The organism is Saccharomonospora sp. (assembly GCF_027317685.1).
GTDB lineage: Bacteria > Actinomycetota > Actinomycetes > Mycobacteriales > Pseudonocardiaceae > Saccharomonospora.
On the sequence record NZ_DAHVQP010000060.1, the window covers coordinates 1 to 18,958 of the forward strand.

Consider the following 18,958-nt stretch of genomic DNA (forward strand, 5'->3'; position numbering starts at 1 on the left):
CTCACCCGTTCGTCGCGGACACGCCGGGCCGCGGCCTCGGTGATCGCACGCGCGGCAGCCTCGTGCTTACTGATGCCCTCGGCCCGTGCGAGCAGGGCAAGCGCCCGTTCCTGTTCCTCGGTCAACCGCAGGGTCATCGCCATAACGGGAAATGATACCACTTCGGTATCACCGTTTCCCGACGTCGAGACGGCACGAACCCCCCGGCCCACCTCGTCGCCGTCCTCGAACGGCACATCGCACACCTGCCCGCAGGCTCCGCATCGAGCGAACGCTGACCACCCTGCAGGGAACCCGAGTGACCGAAACAGCACGACGGCCCGCTCGACGACCTCGACACCACTTCCCGACACCGGCGGGCACGAAGGTGGGCTGAGAGCCAAGAATGCTCAATCAACCCACTCAGAAGGGGCCGGGACAGCACACGTCCCCGACGTCACAACCGGCAGGTGGGCGGCAAGTCTTTAGTCCAGGCCACGGTTCACAGCCGCGAAGCAGCCGTTAGAGGTCCTCCGCGCTGGAGCCTGCACACGTGAGGTCTAGACGCACCCCGCCTCCACTGTGGAAGCGGTGCAGGCAAGACTAAGGCAACCTACCCACCGACGTAGCTCTGCCCTGATTCCCCGGAGCGGCACAGCCGTAACAAGCTGTGCGGACGACGCAACCGACGCCGACGACCTACGGATATCTCCCCCTTAAGGTCAGGCCGTGGACTGCTGTCATGCACTCAATGCCTGCCCAGGGGGATTCAGCTTTCCTCCCCCTCCGGCGCCGGAGCGTTAACCCCTACTTACGAACGAATGTGCCCCTTCCCCGGGTCACGATGATCAACCCTTCACGCCGTAGGGATGCAAGAGCGTTCCGGATAGTCACCCTGGCTACGCCGTAGATCGTGGCAAGCTCTAGCTCGTTGGGAAGACGTGAGCCAGGCGCTAGGCGACCTGACTTGATATCGGCACGGAGATCGTCAGCGACCTGCTCCCAGAGAAGATCAGGCCCTTCGTGTTCGATCCTGTCGGATCGGTCCTCCCATGCCATAACTCGACGCTAGATAGCTCATCGCATCCCCGCTCATCGCACTACATCACAAGATGCCTTATGTTGTCCTATGATGTCTTGTCGTGACGTGGGGGTTTCCGGCATGACTGGCCACTATCCAGACCAAGGGCAACGAAGCAGGGATGAGTACGCCAGAGATGCCAAGGAAGCTCTCCAAGACGTTTGTGGAGAGGTAGAGATACCGCACGAGAAACGTGCGGAGATCTGCAGTCAGATCAGGCAGACGATCTCCTGGCTGGATGACTTGTCACGAGCGGTGAGCCGTGGCGCTGTGGACAAGTTCGACTTCAACCTGGCTGCCTACGAGCTGATGCAGCTCGCGAAGCTCTTCCGAGATGCCTAGGAACGGTGAGACCCGCGCTGATCCGGGTCAGCGCGGGTCAGCACCAAATCAGCACGAGCTAGGGAACACTAAGGAACACTGCAGGGCATATCAGGCATGTCAAAACCGGGTATCACAGCCTGGCCTGCGCGTTTGACATACCTGACCAGCGATGATGGAAGTCCCTGTTTCACTGCTAGACGTTGAAGCGGAACTCCACCACGTCGCCGTCGGCCATGACGTAGTCCTTGCCCTCCATCCGGACCTTGCCCGCGGCACGGGCTTCGGCCATGGAACCGGTCTCCACCAAGTCCTCGAACGAAACCACCTCGGCCTTGATGAAACCCCGCTCGAAGTCGGTGTGGATCACGCCCGCGGCCTGAGGAGCCGTCGCACCCTTCGGAATGGTCCACGCACGGGCCTCCTTCGGGCCCGCCGTGAGGAACGTCTGCAACCCGAGCGTGTGGAACCCTGCGCGCGCGAGCGCGTGCAGCCCGGGCTCCTCCTGACCCACCGACTCCAGCAGCTCCCGCACGGCCTCCTCGTCGTCCAGCTCCAACAGCTCGGACTCCACCTTGGCGTCGAGGAACACGGAGTCGGCCGGCGCGACCAGCTGCGCGAGTTCCGCTCGCCGCGCCTCGTCGGTCAGCACGTTCTCGTCCGCGTTGAACACGTACAAAAACGGCTTGGCGGTGAGCAGACTCAACTCCCGCAGCCCGTCGAGATCCACCTCGTTCTGGGCCGAGAACAACGTCCGCCCCGAATCCAGGATCTCCTTGGCGCGCTGCGTGTTCTCGAATTCCGGACGCTTCTCCTTCTTGGTGCGGGCCTCCTTCTCCAGCCGAGGCAGCGCCTTCTCCAACGTCTGGAGGTCCGCGAGGATCAGCTCGGTGTTGATCGTCTCGATGTCGGCCAGCGGATCGACCCGACCCTCGACGTGAGCGACGTCAGGGTCGTCGAACACCCGGATGACCTGGCAGATCGCGTTGGCCTCCCGGATGTTGGCCAGAAATTTGTTACCCAGCCCCGCGCCCTCCGAAGCCCCTTTGACGATGCCCGCGATATCCACGAAGGACACGGTCGCCGGGACGGTCCTCGCCGAGCCGAAGATCTCCGCCAGCTTGTCAAGGCGTGGGTCCGGCAACGGCACCACCCCGACATTGGGCTCGATCGTCGCGAACGGGTAGTTCGCCGACAACACGTTGTTACGGGTCAGGGCGTTGAACAGAGTGGACTTGCCTACGTTGGGCAAACCGACGATGCCGAGGGTCAGACTCACGACTCGCCAGTGTACGGGGCGGAGAAGAAGGACGACTCAGCCGTCACCATCACCGCCATCCCCAGGCGTGTCGCCGTCAGCACCACGACGCGGTCCTCCGATTCCCCACCACCGGCATCGCTGCGGGCTCAACCGTCACGGTCGTCGTCGTCACCGTCGCCGCCGTCGTCGCGGTCCTCGTCGCCGTCGCGGCCGTCGTCGCCGCCGTCGTCACCGCCGTCTTCACGGCCATCGCCATGATCGTCATGATCGTCACGGCCGTCGTCGTCACGACCGTCATCACCGTTGCGGCCGTCGTCGCCGCCGTCGCGGTCCCGTTGGTCTCCGGGAGGGTTCCGCTCCTGCTGATTACCGGGGTCGTCCTGGTTGCCACCGCCGTCCTGCGAATCGTCACAACCCACCGACCCGAGCCCCACCGCCGCGACGACGGCGGCCAAGGCGGCACCGGTCGCGAGGCGGCGGAACGGGCGTCGACGCATACCTTCGGTCATGCACCTGACCGTAAGCTGGAGGTACTTCCACCGCACCCCGGCCGCGATGTCCGATTTCCGCCAGTCACCTCCCTGAAACGAGGGCACGATCGAAGCATGACCCAGGCGACGGCGAGGATGTCCAGGACGAGTGTGGCGCTGTGGCGCGACACCGAACGCTGTTACCGTGCCGTCCGCTCGAAAGACGCCCGCTTCGACGGCCAATTCGTGCTGGCCGTGCGCACCACCGGTATCTACTGCCGCCCGTCGTGCCCCGCCAGAACACCGAAACCACAGAACGTCGAGTTCTTCCCCACGGCCGCCGCTGCCCAGTCGTGTGGCTACCGGGCGTGTCGACGCTGCCTTCCCGACGCCGTACCCGGCTCCCCCGAATGGGATGTGCGCGCCGACCTGGCCGGACGAGCCATGCGACTCATCGCCGAAGGAACCGTGGAACGCGAGGGCGTGTCGGGGCTCGCTCGACGGCTCGGCTACTCGGAACGGCAACTGGGGCGCGTACTCACCGCTGAACTCGGCGCGGGTCCGCTCGCACTCGCCCGAGCACACCGTGCTCACTCGGCGCGAACACTGATCGAGCTGTCGGATCTGCCGATCACCGACATCGCTTTCGCGGCCGGGTTCAGCAGCGTGCGGCAATTCAACGACACGATCCGCGAGGTCTTCGCCACCACACCGTCACAGCTACGCGCCACAGCCGCCCACCGAGGCCACCGGAACCGCCGCGCAACTCCACCCTCCCCTTCCAGCGGTGTCCGGCTGTGCCTGCGGTTACCTTTTCGGCCACCGTTCGATGCCACAGGGCTACTGGACTTCCTCGCCGCCCGTGCCGTGCCGGGCGTCGAGTCGACCGGCCACGACTATCGCCGAACGCTGCGTCTCCCCCATGGCCTCGGCGTAGTGCGGCTGGTCACCCGCACCACACACGTCGAGTGCGTGTTGCGGCTCGCCGACGTGCGGGATCTCTCCAGCGCGGTATCCCGTGTCCGCAGGCTGTGGGACCTCGACGCCGACCCACAGGCGGTGCTGGAGTGTCTGTCGACCGATCCCGCGCTCGCCCCCTGGCTCGCTGCGACCCCGGGTATCCGCGTGCCGGGCGCCGTGGACGGCCCGGAATTGGTGCTGAGGGCTCTGCTCGAACAGCAACTGCCGGCCACGGCGGCCCGTACCACGGCAGGACAGCTCGCCACCGGCCTCGGCGAACCCGCCGCGCCGTCGTCGGACCCGGACAGTGATCCCACACTGCTGTTCCCCACCTCGGCCGCGGTCGCCGAACACGCGGCCGAGGTGATCACCGGGCCTCGGGATCGGGTGAACACCATCCGATCGGTCGCCGCCGCCCTGGCCTCAGGCGACCTCGACGTTCATGTCGGCCGCGATGCCGAGGACCTGCGGCACGACCTGCTCGCCACACCCGGCATCAACCCGTGGACCGCCGATTACGTCCTCATGCGGTTGCTCGGCCACACCGACCTCCTGCTCGTCACCGACCATGCGTTGCGGCGAGGTGCGCGATCGCTCGGTATCGACTCCACGCACGACGGCCTCGCCCACCACGCGCAACGCTGGCGGCCCTGGCGGTCCTACGCGGGCATGTATTTGTGGCGGGCCGGCAGTACACCCCATGCGATGACACGGAAGGACATCCCATGATCGCAAATTGGTCCACACAGGACACACCGATCGGCCCCTTCACGACCGTGGTCGACCCCGATGGCGTCGTACTGGCCTCAGGCTGGACCGACGACGTCACCGCACTCACCGGCATCGTCTCGCCCGCTCTGCGGCCCACACGCCTACAGCACCGCTCCGATCTCGGCGCGGTCACCACCGCCATCCGCCGCTACCACGCAGGCGAACTCGACGCCGTGAACGGCATCTTGGTCCAGCAACGATCAGGCGAGTTCCTGCAACACGCGTGGGACGTGCTGCGAACCGTTCCCGCGGGCAAACCGGTGTCGTACACCGAATTCGCCGCTCTGGCCGGACGCCCCGCCGCGGTCCGCGCAGCCGCGTCGGCGTGTGCACGCAACGCAGCCGCCCTGTTCGTGCCATGCCATCGTGTACTCCGCACCGACGGCACGCTCGGCGGATTCCGTTGGGGGACGGATGTCAAACGCTGGCTAATCGACCATGAATCACCCGCCCATCACGAGGGTTGATCCGGTGCGCGACTTGCACACTCGCAGTCGCGTCGGAACACGCTGCCGCAGTTCCTCCACATGCGACACCAAACCGACGACTCGGCCACCGGCACGCAGTTCGTCCAGAACCCCCATCACCACGTCGAGAGTTTCGCCGTCCAGCGTGCTGAAGCCCTCGTCGACGAACAACGTGTCGAGCAGCGCTCCACCCGTCTCGGCGGCTACCACGTCAGCGAGCCCGAGGGCCAGCGACAACGATGCGAGGAACGACTCGCCCCCGGACAACGTCTTGGCGGGCCGAACCATCCCGGAATAGTCGTCGAGCACATCGAGTCCGAGCCCACCACGAGTTCCACGACTGCCCGCCGCGTCGGAATGCACGAACGAGTAGCGGCCCTGGCTCATCGAGCGCAGTCGCGCGGTAGCGGCCACGGCCACCTCTTCCAACCGGGCCGCGAGCACATACGAACGCAGAGACATACGACGGGCGTTCTGCCCCCGACCGTTGACGACGTCGGTGAGAGCGTCGAGCTCGGCGAACTCACGCTCGATGGGCTCGAGTTCGTCCAGCGCGGCCCCGAACCGCTGTGCCAGCGTGTCCAGCTCGCGCGCGGTGTGCTCAGCCGAGCGCACGGCGGCCACCGCCGACTCGGACCGTTTGCGTGCCTCCTGCGCCGTCGCCTCGGCCGAGGCGACGTCCACCTCGTCGGTGGGGGATACTCCGGCGAGGTCGGGCTCGGCAAGCACTCCCCTCGCCGCCGCTTCCTCGGCATCGGTGTCCGCGATCAGCTGTTCCAGCTCAGCGACCCGCTCGGGAGGACGCACTGACGACACGGCCTCGTCCACGGAACCGAATCCCGCGCGCTGAGCGGCCTCGGAAATCGATCGATGCCACTCATCCCGGCGTTGCCGCGTGGCGACCACCGCAGTACGCGCGTCGGCCAACCGGTCCAATGCTCGCCCCAGTGCCAACAGGTGGTCGCGCTTGGAGGCCACGTCGGGGAACTCTCCGCGCGCTTCGACGAGCGCGCGTTCCCGTTCCTCGATCCGCTCGGCCACCAGGCTTCGCTCGGCCTCGCTCTCACTCAGCGACCTCTCATAAGCGGCACGTTCGGCCACAAGGGACTGTTCCTCCTCCTTGGCCGACTGCACCGCCGCCGCGAGCGCGTCCGACTTACCCGCGTGCTCGCCGAGCCGTTCACGCTCTCCACGGACGGACGCGAGCTCCTCGGAGAGTTCATCGGCGCCGCGTCCCCCCAACCGTTGGGCGGCGGCGTCCCGGCGACGGTGAGCCTCGTATCGTTTCGTTGTAGCCGCTTCCCTGTGCCGCTCGGCCTCCGCCTCACGCTCGGCAGCGGCTCTTTCCTCCTCCTCACCCACCGCATCGTCGGTCGCCACGGCGGGCGCGGGATGCTGCTCCGATCCACACACCGGGCACGGTTCATCGGACGCGAGTCGGCCCGCCAGCTCGGCCGCCATACCCGCGAGGCGACGTTCCCGTAGATCGAGCAGGGCCTTTCTGGCCTCGTTGAACGCCTCGACAGCCCTGTTCTCGGCCGCGCGGGCGTCCTCCACCTCCCGGTCGAGCTCCGGCAACGCCTCGGCGTCGACGAGCAGCGCTGTCAGCTCCGCCTCTCTGGCCCGTACACCGTCGAGTTTGGCCTCCGCCTCGACAGCCAGCTCACGTTGCCGGGTCAACTCGCTCACGCGCTTGGGAAGTCCGTCCAACTTCGACTGGACGACCGCGATGCGTTCCCTGGCGTCCGCGATCGACTCGTCGAGTGCAGTCAGACGCTGCCGGTCGGCGTGTTGCCGTTGTGCCTGTTCGACCAGTCCGGAGAGTCCACCGGCCTCCTCTCTCAATGCGCCTGCCCGGTCGCGCAACTCGGACACGTCGAGATCGAGTTCGGTGAACCCGAGTTCGTGACAGGCCCGTGCCGTCGCTTCCTCCTCCGAGAGCGCCCGGTCGTGGTGCTCGATTCCTGTCTCGGCCTCGGCCGCCAGCTCGGCCACCGTGGCAGCACGCCTGGCGGCCTCCACCTCGGCGGACCACCGGAGCCGCTCCTTCGAACGCTGTGTCAATTCGGTGAGACGGTCGTGGGCCGCTCGGACACGCCGCACCCGCTCCGCTGCCGCCCTGCGCTCCTGCAGCAGCGTTTGCGCCTTCTCCCATGCCTCGTGCGCCTCGGATTCCTCCTGCCGCGCCGTGTCGACTTCGGTAGCGGCCCGCCGCTGCAGCGATGTCACCCAGTCCCGGTCAGGAGTCTCGGGAATCTCCTCGCCCGCCACCTGCGCCAATCGGGCCACCCAGTCACGCACACCGGCCCGTCGGTTTTCCAGCTCCGCTCTCCGCTTCGCCCGCCGATCACGGAACCACTGTTCGACAGCCGCGAACCGCTCCGTTCCGAACAGACGTTCCAGCAGCTCCTCGCGCTCCGTGGTCTCGGCGCGGAGGAACTTCGCGAACTCGCCCTGTGGTAGGAGGACCACCTGGAAGAACTGCTGGGCGTTCATTCCCAGCAACCGCTGCACGACCCGGCCGACCTCATCGATACGGGTGACCGCCTCGGCCGTTCCCCCGTCGGGTGGCGGACTGAGCCACAGCAACGACGCCTTGGCCTGCTGTGTGGTGTACCCATCGCCACGCCGTTTCGGCCGCTCGTATTCAGGACTGCGGACGATCCGCAAACGGTGTCCCTGCACGGTCAGCTCCAGCACCACCTCGGTGGGAGTGGAGGCATCGGCGAGGTCACACCGCAGCCGCTTCACCTGCCCGCGAGCCCCCGGCACCGATCCGAACAACGCGAACGCCACCGCGTCGAGCAGCGTGGTTTTACCCGCACCCGTGTCGCCGTGCAACAGGAACAGACCGTCGGCGCCCAGGGCGTCGAAGTCGACGACCTCGCGCCCCGAATACGGCCCGAACGCACAAACCTCCAGTCTGTGCAGCCTCATCGCGTGGTGTCCTTCCGCTCGGGGTTCGCCCTTCCCGCGGATTCCAACGCCGCCATCAGCAGCTCGCGCTCGCGCTCGGTGGGCTCGCTGCCACGGCAGTCGGCGAGGAAAGTTTCGGCGATCTCCAAATCCGTGCGCCCGCGCACCGCCTCCGCGTACCGTAGTGCCGCGCCGCCACCACCGTCGGGTTGCCAGTCGAGATGCACCGCGTAAGGAAATCGGGCACGCAACCTGCGCATGGCGTCGACAGGCCGCGCAGGATCGGTGAGCGTGACCGACAGGTAGCACTCGCGCAGTTCCGCGTAGGCGACGTCCTCCAACAGTTCCTCCAGCCGCCCTCGCACGGTCGCCAACTCGCGTGGCACGGGGAGTTCGACCCGATCCACTCCCGCCAGTCCATGCGCGTCCAAATCCACGGCCCACACCGACTTACGGGAACTCTCGGAGAACGAGTAGGCCAGAGGGCTTCCGGAGTAACGCAAGTGTTCGGCCAACCGCTGTGGCCCATGCAAGTGACCTAAAGCCACGTAGTCCACACCGTCGAAGACGGACCCGGGAACCTGCTCGACCCCGCCGACCGCGATCGTGCGCTCCGAATCACTGCCCACACCACCGGTCACGAAGGCATGGGCGAGCACTACCGACCGCGTCCCCGGCTCCCGTGCCGCCAAGTCCTCCCTGATCCGCCGCATGGCCTCGGTGAGCACCCCGGTGTGCCCTTGGGCATCGGGAACCCCGAGAGCATGCCGCGCCGGCTCGGGTTCGAGGTAGGGGATGCCGTACAGCGCCACCGGCCCGTGCTCGTCGTCGAGCAGCACAGGGCGGTCGATGGCATCGATCGTGGTGCGTAGGTGCAGACCACCGGCCTCGGCGAAGTCGGCGAACGCGCCGAGCCTGGCCGCCGAGTCGTGGTTCCCCGACGTGATCACGAGCTGGGCTCCGGCTTCGCGGAGCCGACGCAAGGCCGCCGTCGCCACGCGAACGGCCTCGGCGGACGGAACCGCGCGGTCGTAGACGTCGCCGGCCACGAGCACGACGTCGACGGCCAGCTGCTCGACGAGTTCGGCCAGGTGGCGGAGCACCGCGTCCTGATCGGAGAGCAGGTCGGTGCCGTGGAACGTCCGGCCCACGTGCCAATCGGAGGTATGGAGGAGTCGCACGCCGCCAAGCTAGAACCTCCGACCGACGAGACCACACACAACCCCCGACTTATCACTCGAACGTGTGTTCGATTTTCACGATGGGCGACGTCGACGTCGAACTGCGCCATGATGAGGCGAGCAAACAAGTCATGCCGATGCGCACCGACTGCACGGGGGAAGGACGGGAAACAGGTGGGTTCGACGATCGTCACCACCGCCGCCATCGTGGTCGCTCTCCTATTGGCGGTCGCAGTGGCGTTGCTGTGGCGGCTGTATCAGGACGGAATGCGCCGCGCTGACAGAGCCGCCAAGCAGGTGGAATCCGAGCGCGCCAAAGTGGACGCTCAACAGGCCGCGCTGCGCCGCTACGAGGTCGCCTTCGCCTCCATCAGCGGGCGGGGAGAGCTCGGCGAACAGGTGCTGGTCGAGACCGCGCGGGCACTCGGCCTCCGAGAGGGATTGCATTTCACGATTCAGACCGACGTCGCGGGCGGCGGAGCGGCCAAACCCGACCTGCTGCTCATGGTGGGCGGCGGGCGCACCGTTCCCGTGGACGCCAAGGCCAGCATCGCGTGCTGGGCCGAGGCGGTCGAGACCGACGATCCCGAGGAGCGCCTCGACGCACTCCGGGTCCACGTCCGCAACCTACGGTCACGCGCGGCCGAACTGTCGGGCAAGAACTACCAGCGCTGGGCCGACGCCATCTACGGCACGGTGATGTTCGTACCCTCCGACGCGGCCGTGGTGGCGGCACTCGACTGCGACCCGGAGCTGCTTCGGTGGCTGCTGGATCGCAGGATCTTCCTCTGCGGACCGACGGGTTTCGCGGTCGTGGCCTCGGCTGCGCTGTTCGCCGCCACGGAGCGCACGCTGGCCGACGATGTCGAGAAGGTCCGCTCACAGGCGGCAGCAGCCCATCGGGCGGCGGGCAACGCCATCGAAGCGCTCAATCTGTCGAGCACGCATCTTCAGCGTTTCCTGTCCGCACGGCGCCGCGAGGCCGAAGCCCTCGAAAGCTTCCGCGCACAGGTGACCCCGCTGACCGACGCGGCGGCAAGCCCGTCACCCGTTCCGGAGGTCCGCAGAACGGACGAAATGTCCGCCACCTGATTTCAGCGACCGACATATCGGTATCGACAATGGTGAGGTGCCGTCCGCAACAGAACGACCGCCGACAACGGTGGCAAATCATCCCGATCATCCCCGAAACTCACCTTGGGTTCGATATGTCCAGGCCGTGATCCTGGCGGGTCATCGGTTTTCCACGCGCAGGGGATACGGTGATGCCTCGTGACCGCCATTCGTGACCGCCGGAGCAGCTCGGAGGCCACTGAGCCTGAGGAAAAGACCGCAGCACCTCCGTGGGACAGGCGCTCCGCCATGAATTCACGCCAAGGCATCCCCTGGTGGGGTGCCGTGTTGTTGGGATTCGGGCTGACTTTGGTCGGCGCTTTCGTCGACCAGATCGTCACCGACAGCCTGTTCGTGATCTTCCACGGTTGCTATGTCGTGGGTTCGTTGGGAGCTGTCCTCGCGGTACAGCGCAAAAGTCTGTTCGGTCCGATGGTGCAACCACCATTGAGCATGGCAGTCGCCGTTCCGCTGGTCGTGCTGACGGCGTCGGGTCTTCCCGAAAGCAGCGACATGCTGTCGAAGGCACTGGCCATCGGTACCCCGCTCATCAACAGCTTCCCCATCATGGCGGGCACCACGGTGGCGACGGTCCTCGTGGGTGTCGTTCGGATGATCAAGCAGCGCGGTGGCGACGCGACGGTCGAGGCGGAGGACACGAGCGGCAAGAAACCCTCGGGCAGGAAGAAGCCGAAGCCGGACGAGGACGCGTCCGATGCCGCATCCCGCGATGCCGCACCGCGCGAGGACGTCCGAGAGAAGGCTCGGCCACGGCGGAGTGGGCCCGAAGCCGCCGGTAGGCCGGACCCGCGGCGGGAACGCCGTGCGGGCAGGCCCGACGAGCAGCCGGCCCCGCCGCCACTACCGCCTCGCCGCGAACGCCCCGGCCCTCAACGGGCACGCGGCCCCCAGGAAGAGGGGCCCCCTCCTCGGAGGCGTCCGGCGCCGCCACCGCCCCAGGGGGATCCCCGTCAACGCGACGAGGGACGGCGGGAGAACGACCGCGCCCAGCCGCCGGCGAACCGTGGTCGCAGGGTGCCCCCACCATCCCGTGGTGACGAACCACCCCGCAGGCGACAGCCACCGCGCGGTGAGCAGCCACCGCGCAGGGAACCACCGCCGCGCAGGGAACCCCCACCCCGCGGTAGGCAACCGGAGGCCGGGCCGTCACGGGGCGTTCCACGGGCGGAACCGCCGCGCGGTGGACGTCCTCGGGGCAACAATCCGCCCCCGCGTGGTGGACGCCCCTGGGACGACGACCGTCGCTGACCGGTGTCCCCGGCATCCCGATATTCCGAGGTCACCGGTCGGCGACGGCCTTCACGCCTGCTACAGCCGTGAGGTCACCGCACGCTGCTGCGAGCCCGCCCTCCGTCGCGCAACTCTCGAGGCAGGGCGAACGTGATCTTCTCGTTCGCTGTGGTGACCTCCTGCACGTCTTCCCAGCCCCGTTCGGCGAGCTTCTCCAAAAGCTCCATGACCAGCACGTCGGGTACGGAAGCGCCGCTGGTGACACCGATGGTCTCCACGCCCTCCAACCACTTCTCGTCGAGCTCGTGCGCGTAGTCGATCAGGTGAGCGTCACGAGCACCGGCTTGGAGGGCCACCTCCACCAGACGCTTGGAGTTGGACGAGTTCTGTGAACCCACCACCAGCACGAGATCGCACTCAGCGGCCATGGTCTTCACCGCGAACTGGCGGTTGGACGTCGCGTAGCAGATGTCGTCGCTGGGCGGGTCGGCCAGCTCGGGGAAGCGCTCCTTGAGCTGGTTCACGCGTTCCATGGTCTCGTCGACACTGAGCGTGGTCTGCGACAACCACACCACCTTGGAAGGGTCACGGACGGTCACCTTGTCCACGTCTTCCGGGGTGTCCACGAGCTGAACCCGGTCGGGTGCCTCACCGGCCGTGCCCTCGACCTCCTCGTGGCCCTCGTGGCCGATGAGCAGGATGTCGTAGTCATCGCGGGCGAAGCGGTTGACCTCCTTGTGCACCTTGGTCACCAGTGGGCACGTGGCGTCGATGGTGCGGAGGTTGCGTTCCTCCGCCTCGGCGTGTACGGCGGGCGACACACCGTGTGCGGAGAACACCACCAGCGAGCCCTCGGGCACCTCAGAGGTCTCGTCGACGAAGATGACGCCACGTTTGCGCAGCGTGTCCACGACATACTTGTTGTGCACGATCTCCTTACGTACGTAAACGGGAGGACCGTACTTCTCCAGGGCCTTCTCCACAGTGACGACAGCCCTGTCCACTCCGGCGCAGTAGCCGCGCGGCTTGGCCAGTAGGACACGCTTGCCGTTCGAGGTGGGGCTCGCTGTACTCATGCCACCCAGCGTACGGGAGACCCTCCGACGCATGCTCAGGACGATCACGGAGGAATGCCGGACACAGATTGATCGATCAGGTTGGGCGGGAGGGGTGATGTGCGGCAGGCTTGGAAGTATGAAACATGTCCCGTTCCCGCTCCGGGTAGCCGCCGGCCTGGCTGTCACGACGGCCGAGCGGGCGCGTGGGCTGCCCAAGCAGCTCCTGGAACTTCCCGTCACGATGGCCAGCCAGGTGCTGCAGGTGTCCATGCGGGTTCAGCAGCACGTCACCGAGCTGGCGATCAAGGGCGACGACGCGCTGTCGTCCCTGCGCCGGCCCGAAGAGACCCCGGAATGGGCGACCTTCGACGAGGAGCTCGACGAGGATTTCGCCGACGACGAGAGCGGCTCTACCCGGCCCGGCACCGAACAGGACGACCCGTGGGCCGAGGAGGAGCGCGCTCTCGCCGCCGACCACGCGGACGGCGAGTTCGACAGTCCGGAAGGAACCCCTGCGGGCATGGCGGGCTACGACGAGCTCACGCTTCCACAGGTGCGGGGACGGCTGCGGTCGCTGTCCCTGGATCAGTTAGAGGAACTGCTCGCCTACGAACGTGAGCACGCCAATCGTCCGTCGTTCATCGGGATGCTCACCCGACGGATCAACGTCGTGCGTCAGGCCGAAGGGTCGGCGGAGAGTGAGTAGTTCCACCGAACGGCCCCGTGGAGGCGCCGCCCCCTCCACCTCCGACAACCCGTGGCCTGTGCGCACGGTGGCCCGCAAGATCGCCGACTGGATCCACCGGCTCGGTGCGGTGTGGGTGGAGGGGCAGATCACCCAGATCTCCGCACGACCCGGTACGCAGACGTCGTTTCTGACGTTGCGTGACCCGGCCGCCGAAGTCTCGATGACGGTGACGTGCCCGGCGCGGCTGTTGCGGGCGTGTGACCCGCCGTTGCGGGACGGTGCGAGCGTGGTGGTGCACGCCCGACCGTCGTTCTACCTCGGCCGGGGCACGCTGAGCCTGCGGGCCGACGAGATCCGTCCCGTCGGCATCGGCGAGCTGCTGGCCCGGATCGAGCGACTGCGCAAGCTACTGGCGGCCGAGGGACTGTTCGCACCCGAACGCAAGCGCCCACTTCCGTTTCTGCCGAAGGGAGTCGGCCTGATCACCGGCAGGGCGTCGGCGGCCGAACACGATGTGCTCGTCAACGCCCAGGCCCGTTGGCCCGCGGTCGCGTTCCGTGTCATCAACACGGCGGTGCAGGGGGCGAACGCGGTGCCGCAGATCTTGCGTGCGCTGGAGACCCTGGACGCGGATCCCGAGATCGACGTCATCGTCATCGCACGGGGAGGCGGCAGCGTCGAGGACCTGCTGCCGTTCTCCGACGAGACGTTGTGCCGCGCGGTGGCCGCGGCGGGCACCCCCGTGGTGAGCGCGATCGGGCACGAGCCGGACTCGCCGCTGCTCGACCTCGTCGCCGACCGTCGCTGCTCGACCCCGACCGATGCGGGCAAGACCGTCGTGCCCGACGTGGCCGAGGAGACCGCCCGGATCCAGCAGCTGCGGGACCGTGCGCGGCGTGCGCTCCACGGTTGGGTGGACACGCAACGTCGACTGTTGGAACAGATCCGCAGTCGGCCGTCGCTGGCTGATCCGCTGGGGCCGATCGAGCGCCGTGCCGACGAGATCGAGGCCCAGGTCGAGCGGGGACGGCGCGCGATCCTCACCACTGTGGGGCACGAGCAGTCCGCGCTCGCATCGGCTCGCGCGAGGCTGGCGGCGCTGGGCCCGGCGGCCACGTTGGAGCGTGGCTACGCGGTCGTGCAGTATCTCGACTCGGAAGGCGAATTCCGGGTGCTCCGGTCGGTCTCCGAGGTGGCCGAGGGGACGCCGTTGCGGGTACGGGTCGCCGACGGAGCGATCCGAGCGACCGCGGGAGAACCCGAACAGTGACGGCGCGCGGGCGTTCGTCGCGTACGGCCTGATCGGCGCGGTAGTGTGCGCGGCGAGCCCCACGCACCGGCGCGGGCGAACAAGATTTCCGAGACGAGCCTGGACGAGCACCGTGAGCGAACCGAACGACACAGGCGATGACGAGCTGGCCGACCTCGGCTACGAAGAGGCCCGGGACCAGCTGATCGAAGTCGTGAAGGATTTGGAGGCCGGTGGCCTGTCCCTGGAGGAGTCGCTGGCGCTGTGGGAACGCGGCGAGCGACTGGCCCGGTTGTGCGAGCGGCATCTCGAAGGCGCCCGCGAGCGCATCGATGCGGCGCTGGCTACCGTGGAGCAAAACCCCTCCGATGCCGAGGGCGTTGCGGAGGACAGCGACGAAGCCGCCGAGGGCTAGGACTCGGAAAAAGAGCCGTAACGGCTCGTGCCGTCTCGTGATCTCTGTGACACGGGAGTGGGCGTGTCGGGTGTCCACCCCGTTAGGTAGAGAAAACGATGCGCTCGAACAACATCATCGGGAGGCACCATGACCGCCAGCCAGTCAGCCCGAGCCCCGCACCACGGTGAGGCCCCGGACCGCAACCTGGCGATGGAACTCGTGCGAGTCACCGAGGCCGCCGCGATGTCCGCGGGCCGGTGGGTCGGCAAGGGCGACAAGAACGGTGGTGACGGGGCCGCGGTAGACGCGATGCGTCAACTGATCGGTACCGTGTCCATGCGGGGTGTCGTCGTGATCGGCGAGGGCGAGAAGGACGAAGCGCCCATGCTGTACAACGGCGAGGAAGTCGGTAACGGCGACGGACCGGAGTGCGACGTGGCGGTCGATCCCATCGACGGCACCACCTTGCTGTCGAAGGGCATGCCGAACGCGCTCGCCGTGCTGGCGGTGGCCGAGCGGGGCGCGATGTTCGACCCGTCCGCCGTGTTCTACATGGAGAAGCTGGCCGTGGGCCCGGAGGCGGCGGGCACCGTGGACCTGTCGGCGCCGGTCGCGGAGAACATCCGCCGGGTCGCTAAGGCCAAGCACAGCAGTGTGTCCGATGTGACGGTGTGCATTCTGGACCGTCCCCGGCACGAGCGGATCGTCAAGGAAGTACGCGAGGCCGGGGCGCGTATCCGGTTCATCAGTGACGGCGACGTGGCGGGCGCGATCGCGGCGGCACGGCCGACCACGGGTGTCGACATGCTGCTCGGTATCGGCGGCACGCCGGAGGGCATCATCGCGGCGTGCGCCATGAAGTGTCTCGGCGGCGAGCTGCAGGGCAGGTTGTGGCCGAAGGACGACGAGGAGCGGCAGCAGGCGATCGACGCGGGCCACGACCTCGATCGGGTGTTGACGACCGACGACCTCGTGCGGGGCGACAACGTGTTCTTCTGCGCCACCGGCATCACCGACGGTGACCTGCTGCGTGGTGTGCACTACCGCGCTGGTGGCGCGACCACACAGTCCATCGTGATGCGTTCGAAGTCCGGCACCGTTCGGATGATCGACGGGTACCACCGGCTCACCAAGCTGCGTTCGTACTCGTCGGTGGATTTCGGCGGTGCGAGCGACGAAGCCGTGCCCCCGCTGCCCTGAGCAGCCCAACGGGTCTACGCGAACTGCGAACACGGCGACGCAGGCTGCGGACACGACGACGTAACCTGCGGACACGGCATTTTCAGACGTCGGTGGAGTGCCCCGGGAAAAGCTTCGCGCTCGGGTCCAGGGCCACGGCGATGTTGTTGATCGCCGTGGCCGCCTCCCCGAACCCGGTGGCGATGAGCTTGACCTTGCCGGGGTACGACGCCACGTCCCCGGCGGCGTAGACGCGTTCGCGGGTCGTGGCCATCGTGGTGTCCACTTTGACGGTGCGTCGTTCGACCTGTAGTCCCCAGCTTTCGATGGGACCGAGGTCGGCTGTGAACCCCAGGGCGGCCACGACGGTCTGGGCGGGCAGGTTCAGCCGCGTTCCGTCCTTGAGTTCGATGTCGACCTCCGCGAGTTCGCCGGTGCCCTCGTCGCCTCGCAACGCGGTGACCTCAGCGTCGGTGATCACCCGGATCCCTTCCGCGTAGGCTTGCCGCACGACGGACTCGGCCGCGCGGAACCGTGCTCTGCGGTGCACGAGGGTGACGCTCGCCGCGATCGGTCGCAGCGCCAGCGCCCAGTCGAACGCCGAGTCACCGCCCCCGACCACCACGATGTCCTGTCCGGCATGGGCGTCGAGGGCGGGCACGAAGTGCACGAGCCCTCTGCCGAGCCATTCCTGGCCCGCGGGCAGGGGCCGCGGCGTGAACTCACCGATGCCCGCTGTGACCAGCACGGCCCCCACACGGATCTCCTCGCCGCCGGCGAGGCCCACCGACAGACCGTCGTCCACGGTGCGCAGCTCGTCGGCCTGCCTGCCGAGGAGATAGGTGGGCTGCCATTGACCTGCCTGTTCGACGAGCGCCTTCACGAGATCCCGGCCACGCACGGCGGGGAACCCGGCCACGTCGTAGATCATCTTCTCGGGGTACATCGCCGTGATCTGGCCACCCGCCTCGGGCAGGGAGTCGACGATCACCGTGGAGAGGCCGCGGAAACCCGCGTAGTACGCGGCGTACAGACCGGTGGGACCCGCGCCCACGATGAGCAGGTCGGCCGTCAACGTCTCGGACGAGCTCATAGCCCATCGCCCCTCTCGTCACCCGCGCTGTCTGCGCTGTCTGCGATGGCAGTGGCGATCCTAGTGCTTCACACCACACGGCGGGGGCGTCGAAGCTGCGCGAGACTGGGCCCTATGGCTGAACAGGAGTACCGGATCGAGCGCGACACCATGGGCGAGGTCGCTGTGCCCGCCCACGCGCTCTACCGCGCACAGACCCAACGTGCCGTCGAGAACTTCCCGATCTCCGGCCGTGGTCTGGAACGTTCCCAGATCCGTGCGTTGGGGTTGTTGAAGGCTGCTGTCGCGCGGGTCAACGCGCGTCTGGGAGTACTCGACGGCGAACTGGCCGCCGCCATCGCCTCCGCCGCCGACGAAGTCGCCGAGGGCAGGCACGACGAACACTTCCCCATCGACGTGTTCCAGACCGGTTCGGGGACCTCGTCGAACATGAACGCCAACGAAGTCATCGCCACCCTGGCCTCGCGGTCCCTGAACCGGGAAGTGCACCCCAACGACCACGTCAACGCCTCCCAGTCGTCGAACGACACATTCCCCACCACCATCCGGATCGCGGCGACCGAGACCGTGCTCAACGACGTGATACCCGCGCTGGACCATCTGGCGTCCGTGCTCGAACGGCGTGCCGCGGAGTGGCGGGACGTGGTGAAGGCCGGTCGTACCCATCTGATGGACGCCGTGCCGATCACGTTCGGCCAGGAAGCGGGGGCATGGGCGGCACAGGTGCGATTCGGTATCGAGCGCCTGCGCAGCGGGTTGCCCCGGCTCACGGAGCTGCCCATCGGTGGCACGGCGGTGGGGTCGGGGCTCAACGCTCCTCCCGGGTTCGGCGGGGCGGTGGCCGACGAGCTCGCCAAGGTGACGGGTCTGCCGTTGGTCGAGGCGCGGGACCACTTCGAGGCGCAGGCCACCCAGGACGGCGTGGTGGAGACCTCGGGACATCTCCGCACGGTGGCGGTCTCGCTGCACAAGATCGCCAACGACCTGCGCTGGCTGGGATCGGGTCCACGCGCGGGTTTGGCCGAGGTGGCGTTGCCGGACCTTCAGCCGGGCTCGTCGATCATGCCGGGCAAGGTGAACCCGGTGATCTGCGAGGCCGCTCTGCAGGTCGTGGCGCAGGTGATCGGCAACGACGCGGCCGTGGCGTTCGCCGGATCGCAAGGCAACTTCCAACTCAACGTGAATCTGCCCGTGATCGCCCGCAACGTGCTGGAGTCGGCTCGGCTGCTGGCGGCGGTGTCCCGGCTGTTGGCGGACAAGGTGATCGACGGGTTGACCGTCAACGTCGACACCGCCCGCGCCTACGCCGAGGGCTCGCCGTCGATCGTCACGCCGCTCAACGCCTATCTCGGTTACGAGGAAGCCGCCGCGGTGGCCAAGCAGGCGCTGGCCGAACGCAAGGCCATTCGGGACGTCGTGATCGAACGCGGGCACGTGGCGAACGGGAAACTCACCGAAGCCCAACTCGACGAGGCGCTGGACGTGCTGAGGATGGCGCGCGGCAACCGTTGAGCGAAGAGTCG

The 18,958-nt window shown here is 67.6% G+C and carries 16 protein-coding genes and 1 pseudogene; 9 read left to right on the top strand and 8 right to left on the bottom strand.

Features of this window, described 5'->3' with window-relative positions:
* The 4 genes and pseudogenes from M7H19_RS07355 to M7H19_RS07365 all read right to left on the bottom strand — a co-directional run.
* A pseudogene (locus M7H19_RS07355) lies at window positions 1-143 on the bottom strand (CopG family transcriptional regulator); the annotation flags it as partial.
* 643 nt (window positions 144-786) lie between these two features.
* Window positions 787-1,038, bottom strand: coding sequence for a winged helix-turn-helix domain-containing protein (locus M7H19_RS18590; protein ID WP_363321342.1), 252 nt, complete (start codon window positions 1,036-1,038; stop codon window positions 787-789).
* Window positions 1,039-1,577: 539 nt separating this feature from the next.
* Entirely contained in the window at window positions 1,578-2,660 is a 1,083-nt protein-coding gene (gene ychF, locus M7H19_RS07360) for a redox-regulated ATPase YchF (RefSeq protein ID WP_298178666.1), read from the bottom strand.
* 128 nt (window positions 2,661-2,788) lie between these two features.
* Window positions 2,789-3,151 (bottom strand): hypothetical protein, encoded by a 363-nt coding sequence (locus M7H19_RS07365; protein WP_298178668.1) that lies wholly within the window; start codon window positions 3,149-3,151, stop codon window positions 2,789-2,791.
* A gap of 96 nt (window positions 3,152-3,247) precedes the next feature.
* Here M7H19_RS07365 and M7H19_RS07370 point away from each other — a divergent pair, with 96 nt between their 5' ends.
* Both M7H19_RS07370 and M7H19_RS07375 read left to right on the top strand, forming a co-directional pair.
* A complete protein-coding gene (locus tag M7H19_RS07370; protein ID WP_298178670.1) occupies window positions 3,248-4,801 on the top strand; it encodes an AlkA N-terminal domain-containing protein in 1,554 nt (517 codons plus the stop codon).
* Window positions 4,798-5,310 carry a methylated-DNA--[protein]-cysteine S-methyltransferase gene (locus M7H19_RS07375; RefSeq protein ID WP_298178673.1) on the top strand — a complete coding sequence of 171 codons (513 nt, stop codon included), beginning with the start codon at window positions 4,798-4,800 and terminating at the stop codon, window positions 5,308-5,310. The genes M7H19_RS07370 and M7H19_RS07375 overlap by 4 nt, the downstream gene beginning before the upstream one ends.
* Here the strand turns inward: M7H19_RS07375 and M7H19_RS07380 are convergent.
* Together M7H19_RS07380 and M7H19_RS07385 are read right to left on the bottom strand one after the other, a co-directional pair.
* Entirely contained in the window at window positions 5,287-8,247 is a 2,961-nt protein-coding gene (locus tag M7H19_RS07380) for an SMC family ATPase (protein WP_298178676.1), read from the bottom strand. The two genes, M7H19_RS07375 and M7H19_RS07380, sit on opposite strands and share 24 nt — an antisense overlap.
* On the bottom strand, window positions 8,244-9,407 hold the full coding sequence (locus M7H19_RS07385) for an exonuclease SbcCD subunit D (RefSeq protein WP_298178678.1): 1,164 nt from the start codon (window positions 9,405-9,407) through the stop codon (window positions 8,244-8,246). Before M7H19_RS07385 ends, M7H19_RS07380 begins: the two co-directional genes overlap by 4 nt.
* Before the next feature lie 174 nt (window positions 9,408-9,581).
* On the opposite strand from M7H19_RS07385, the gene rmuC reads away from it, so the two are divergent.
* Window positions 9,582-10,499: a DNA recombination protein RmuC gene (gene rmuC / locus M7H19_RS07390; protein ID WP_298178681.1), complete on the top strand. Its 918-nt coding sequence runs from the start codon at window positions 9,582-9,584 to the stop codon at window positions 10,497-10,499.
* Window positions 10,500-10,769: 270 nt separating this feature from the next.
* Window positions 10,770-11,789, top strand: a complete 1,020-nt coding sequence (locus M7H19_RS07395; protein ID WP_298178683.1) for a DUF6542 domain-containing protein — start codon at window positions 10,770-10,772, stop codon at window positions 11,787-11,789.
* Between the two features lie 74 nt (window positions 11,790-11,863).
* Here M7H19_RS07395 and M7H19_RS07400 read toward each other — a convergent pair whose 3' ends face one another.
* Window positions 11,864-12,847 (bottom strand): 4-hydroxy-3-methylbut-2-enyl diphosphate reductase, encoded by a 984-nt coding sequence (locus tag M7H19_RS07400; protein WP_298178687.1) that lies wholly within the window; start codon window positions 12,845-12,847, stop codon window positions 11,864-11,866.
* 118 nt (window positions 12,848-12,965) lie between these two features.
* Between M7H19_RS07400 and M7H19_RS07405 the strand changes: the two genes are divergently transcribed.
* From M7H19_RS07405 to glpX, 4 genes are all read left to right on the top strand, one after another.
* Window positions 12,966-13,535 (top strand): lipid droplet-associated protein, encoded by a 570-nt coding sequence (locus M7H19_RS07405; protein ID WP_298178689.1) that lies wholly within the window; start codon window positions 12,966-12,968, stop codon window positions 13,533-13,535.
* Window positions 13,528-14,787 carry an exodeoxyribonuclease VII large subunit gene (gene xseA / locus M7H19_RS07410; RefSeq protein WP_298178691.1) on the top strand — a complete coding sequence of 420 codons (1,260 nt, stop codon included), beginning with the start codon at window positions 13,528-13,530 and terminating at the stop codon, window positions 14,785-14,787. Before M7H19_RS07405 ends, xseA begins: the two co-directional genes overlap by 8 nt.
* A 112-nt stretch (window positions 14,788-14,899) precedes the next feature.
* A complete protein-coding gene (locus M7H19_RS07415; RefSeq protein ID WP_298178694.1) occupies window positions 14,900-15,181 on the top strand; it encodes an exodeoxyribonuclease VII small subunit in 282 nt (93 codons plus the stop codon).
* 129 nt (window positions 15,182-15,310) lie between these two features.
* Window positions 15,311-16,363, top strand: coding sequence for a class II fructose-bisphosphatase (glpX, locus tag M7H19_RS07420; RefSeq protein ID WP_298178697.1), 1,053 nt, complete (start codon window positions 15,311-15,313; stop codon window positions 16,361-16,363).
* Window positions 16,364-16,445: 82 nt separating this feature from the next.
* Here glpX and M7H19_RS07425 read toward each other — a convergent pair whose 3' ends face one another.
* Window positions 16,446-17,435, bottom strand: a complete 990-nt coding sequence (locus M7H19_RS07425; RefSeq protein ID WP_298178700.1) for an NAD(P)/FAD-dependent oxidoreductase — start codon at window positions 17,433-17,435, stop codon at window positions 16,446-16,448.
* Window positions 17,436-17,549: 114 nt separating this feature from the next.
* On the opposite strand from M7H19_RS07425, the gene M7H19_RS07430 reads away from it, so the two are divergent.
* A complete protein-coding gene (locus tag M7H19_RS07430; RefSeq protein WP_298178702.1) occupies window positions 17,550-18,947 on the top strand; it encodes a class II fumarate hydratase in 1,398 nt (465 codons plus the stop codon).
* Window positions 18,948-18,958: the final 11 nt, after the last annotated feature.

Coding starts and splice junctions, on each gene's coding strand:
- M7H19_RS18590 (WP_363321342.1), bottom strand. CDS start 1,038: ATGGCATGGGAGGACCGATCCGACAGGATCGAACACGAAGGGCCTGAT.
- M7H19_RS07365 (WP_298178668.1), bottom strand. CDS start 3,151: ATGACCGAAGGTATGCGTCGACGCCCGTTCCGCCGCCTCGCGACCGGT.
- M7H19_RS07370 (WP_298178670.1), top strand. CDS start 3,248: ATGACCCAGGCGACGGCGAGGATGTCCAGGACGAGTGTGGCGCTGTGG.
- M7H19_RS07375 (WP_298178673.1), top strand. CDS start 4,798: ATGATCGCAAATTGGTCCACACAGGACACACCGATCGGCCCCTTCACG.
- M7H19_RS07380 (WP_298178676.1), bottom strand. CDS start 8,247: ATGAGGCTGCACAGACTGGAGGTTTGTGCGTTCGGGCCGTATTCGGGG.
- M7H19_RS07395 (WP_298178683.1), top strand. CDS start 10,770: ATGAATTCACGCCAAGGCATCCCCTGGTGGGGTGCCGTGTTGTTGGGA.
- M7H19_RS07400 (WP_298178687.1), bottom strand. CDS start 12,847: ATGAGTACAGCGAGCCCCACCTCGAACGGCAAGCGTGTCCTACTGGCC.
- M7H19_RS07405 (WP_298178689.1), top strand. CDS start 12,966: ATGAAACATGTCCCGTTCCCGCTCCGGGTAGCCGCCGGCCTGGCTGTC.
- glpX (WP_298178697.1), top strand. CDS start 15,311: ATGACCGCCAGCCAGTCAGCCCGAGCCCCGCACCACGGTGAGGCCCCG.
- M7H19_RS07425 (WP_298178700.1), bottom strand. CDS start 17,435: ATGAGCTCGTCCGAGACGTTGACGGCCGACCTGCTCATCGTGGGCGCG.
- M7H19_RS07430 (WP_298178702.1), top strand. CDS start 17,550: ATGGCTGAACAGGAGTACCGGATCGAGCGCGACACCATGGGCGAGGTC.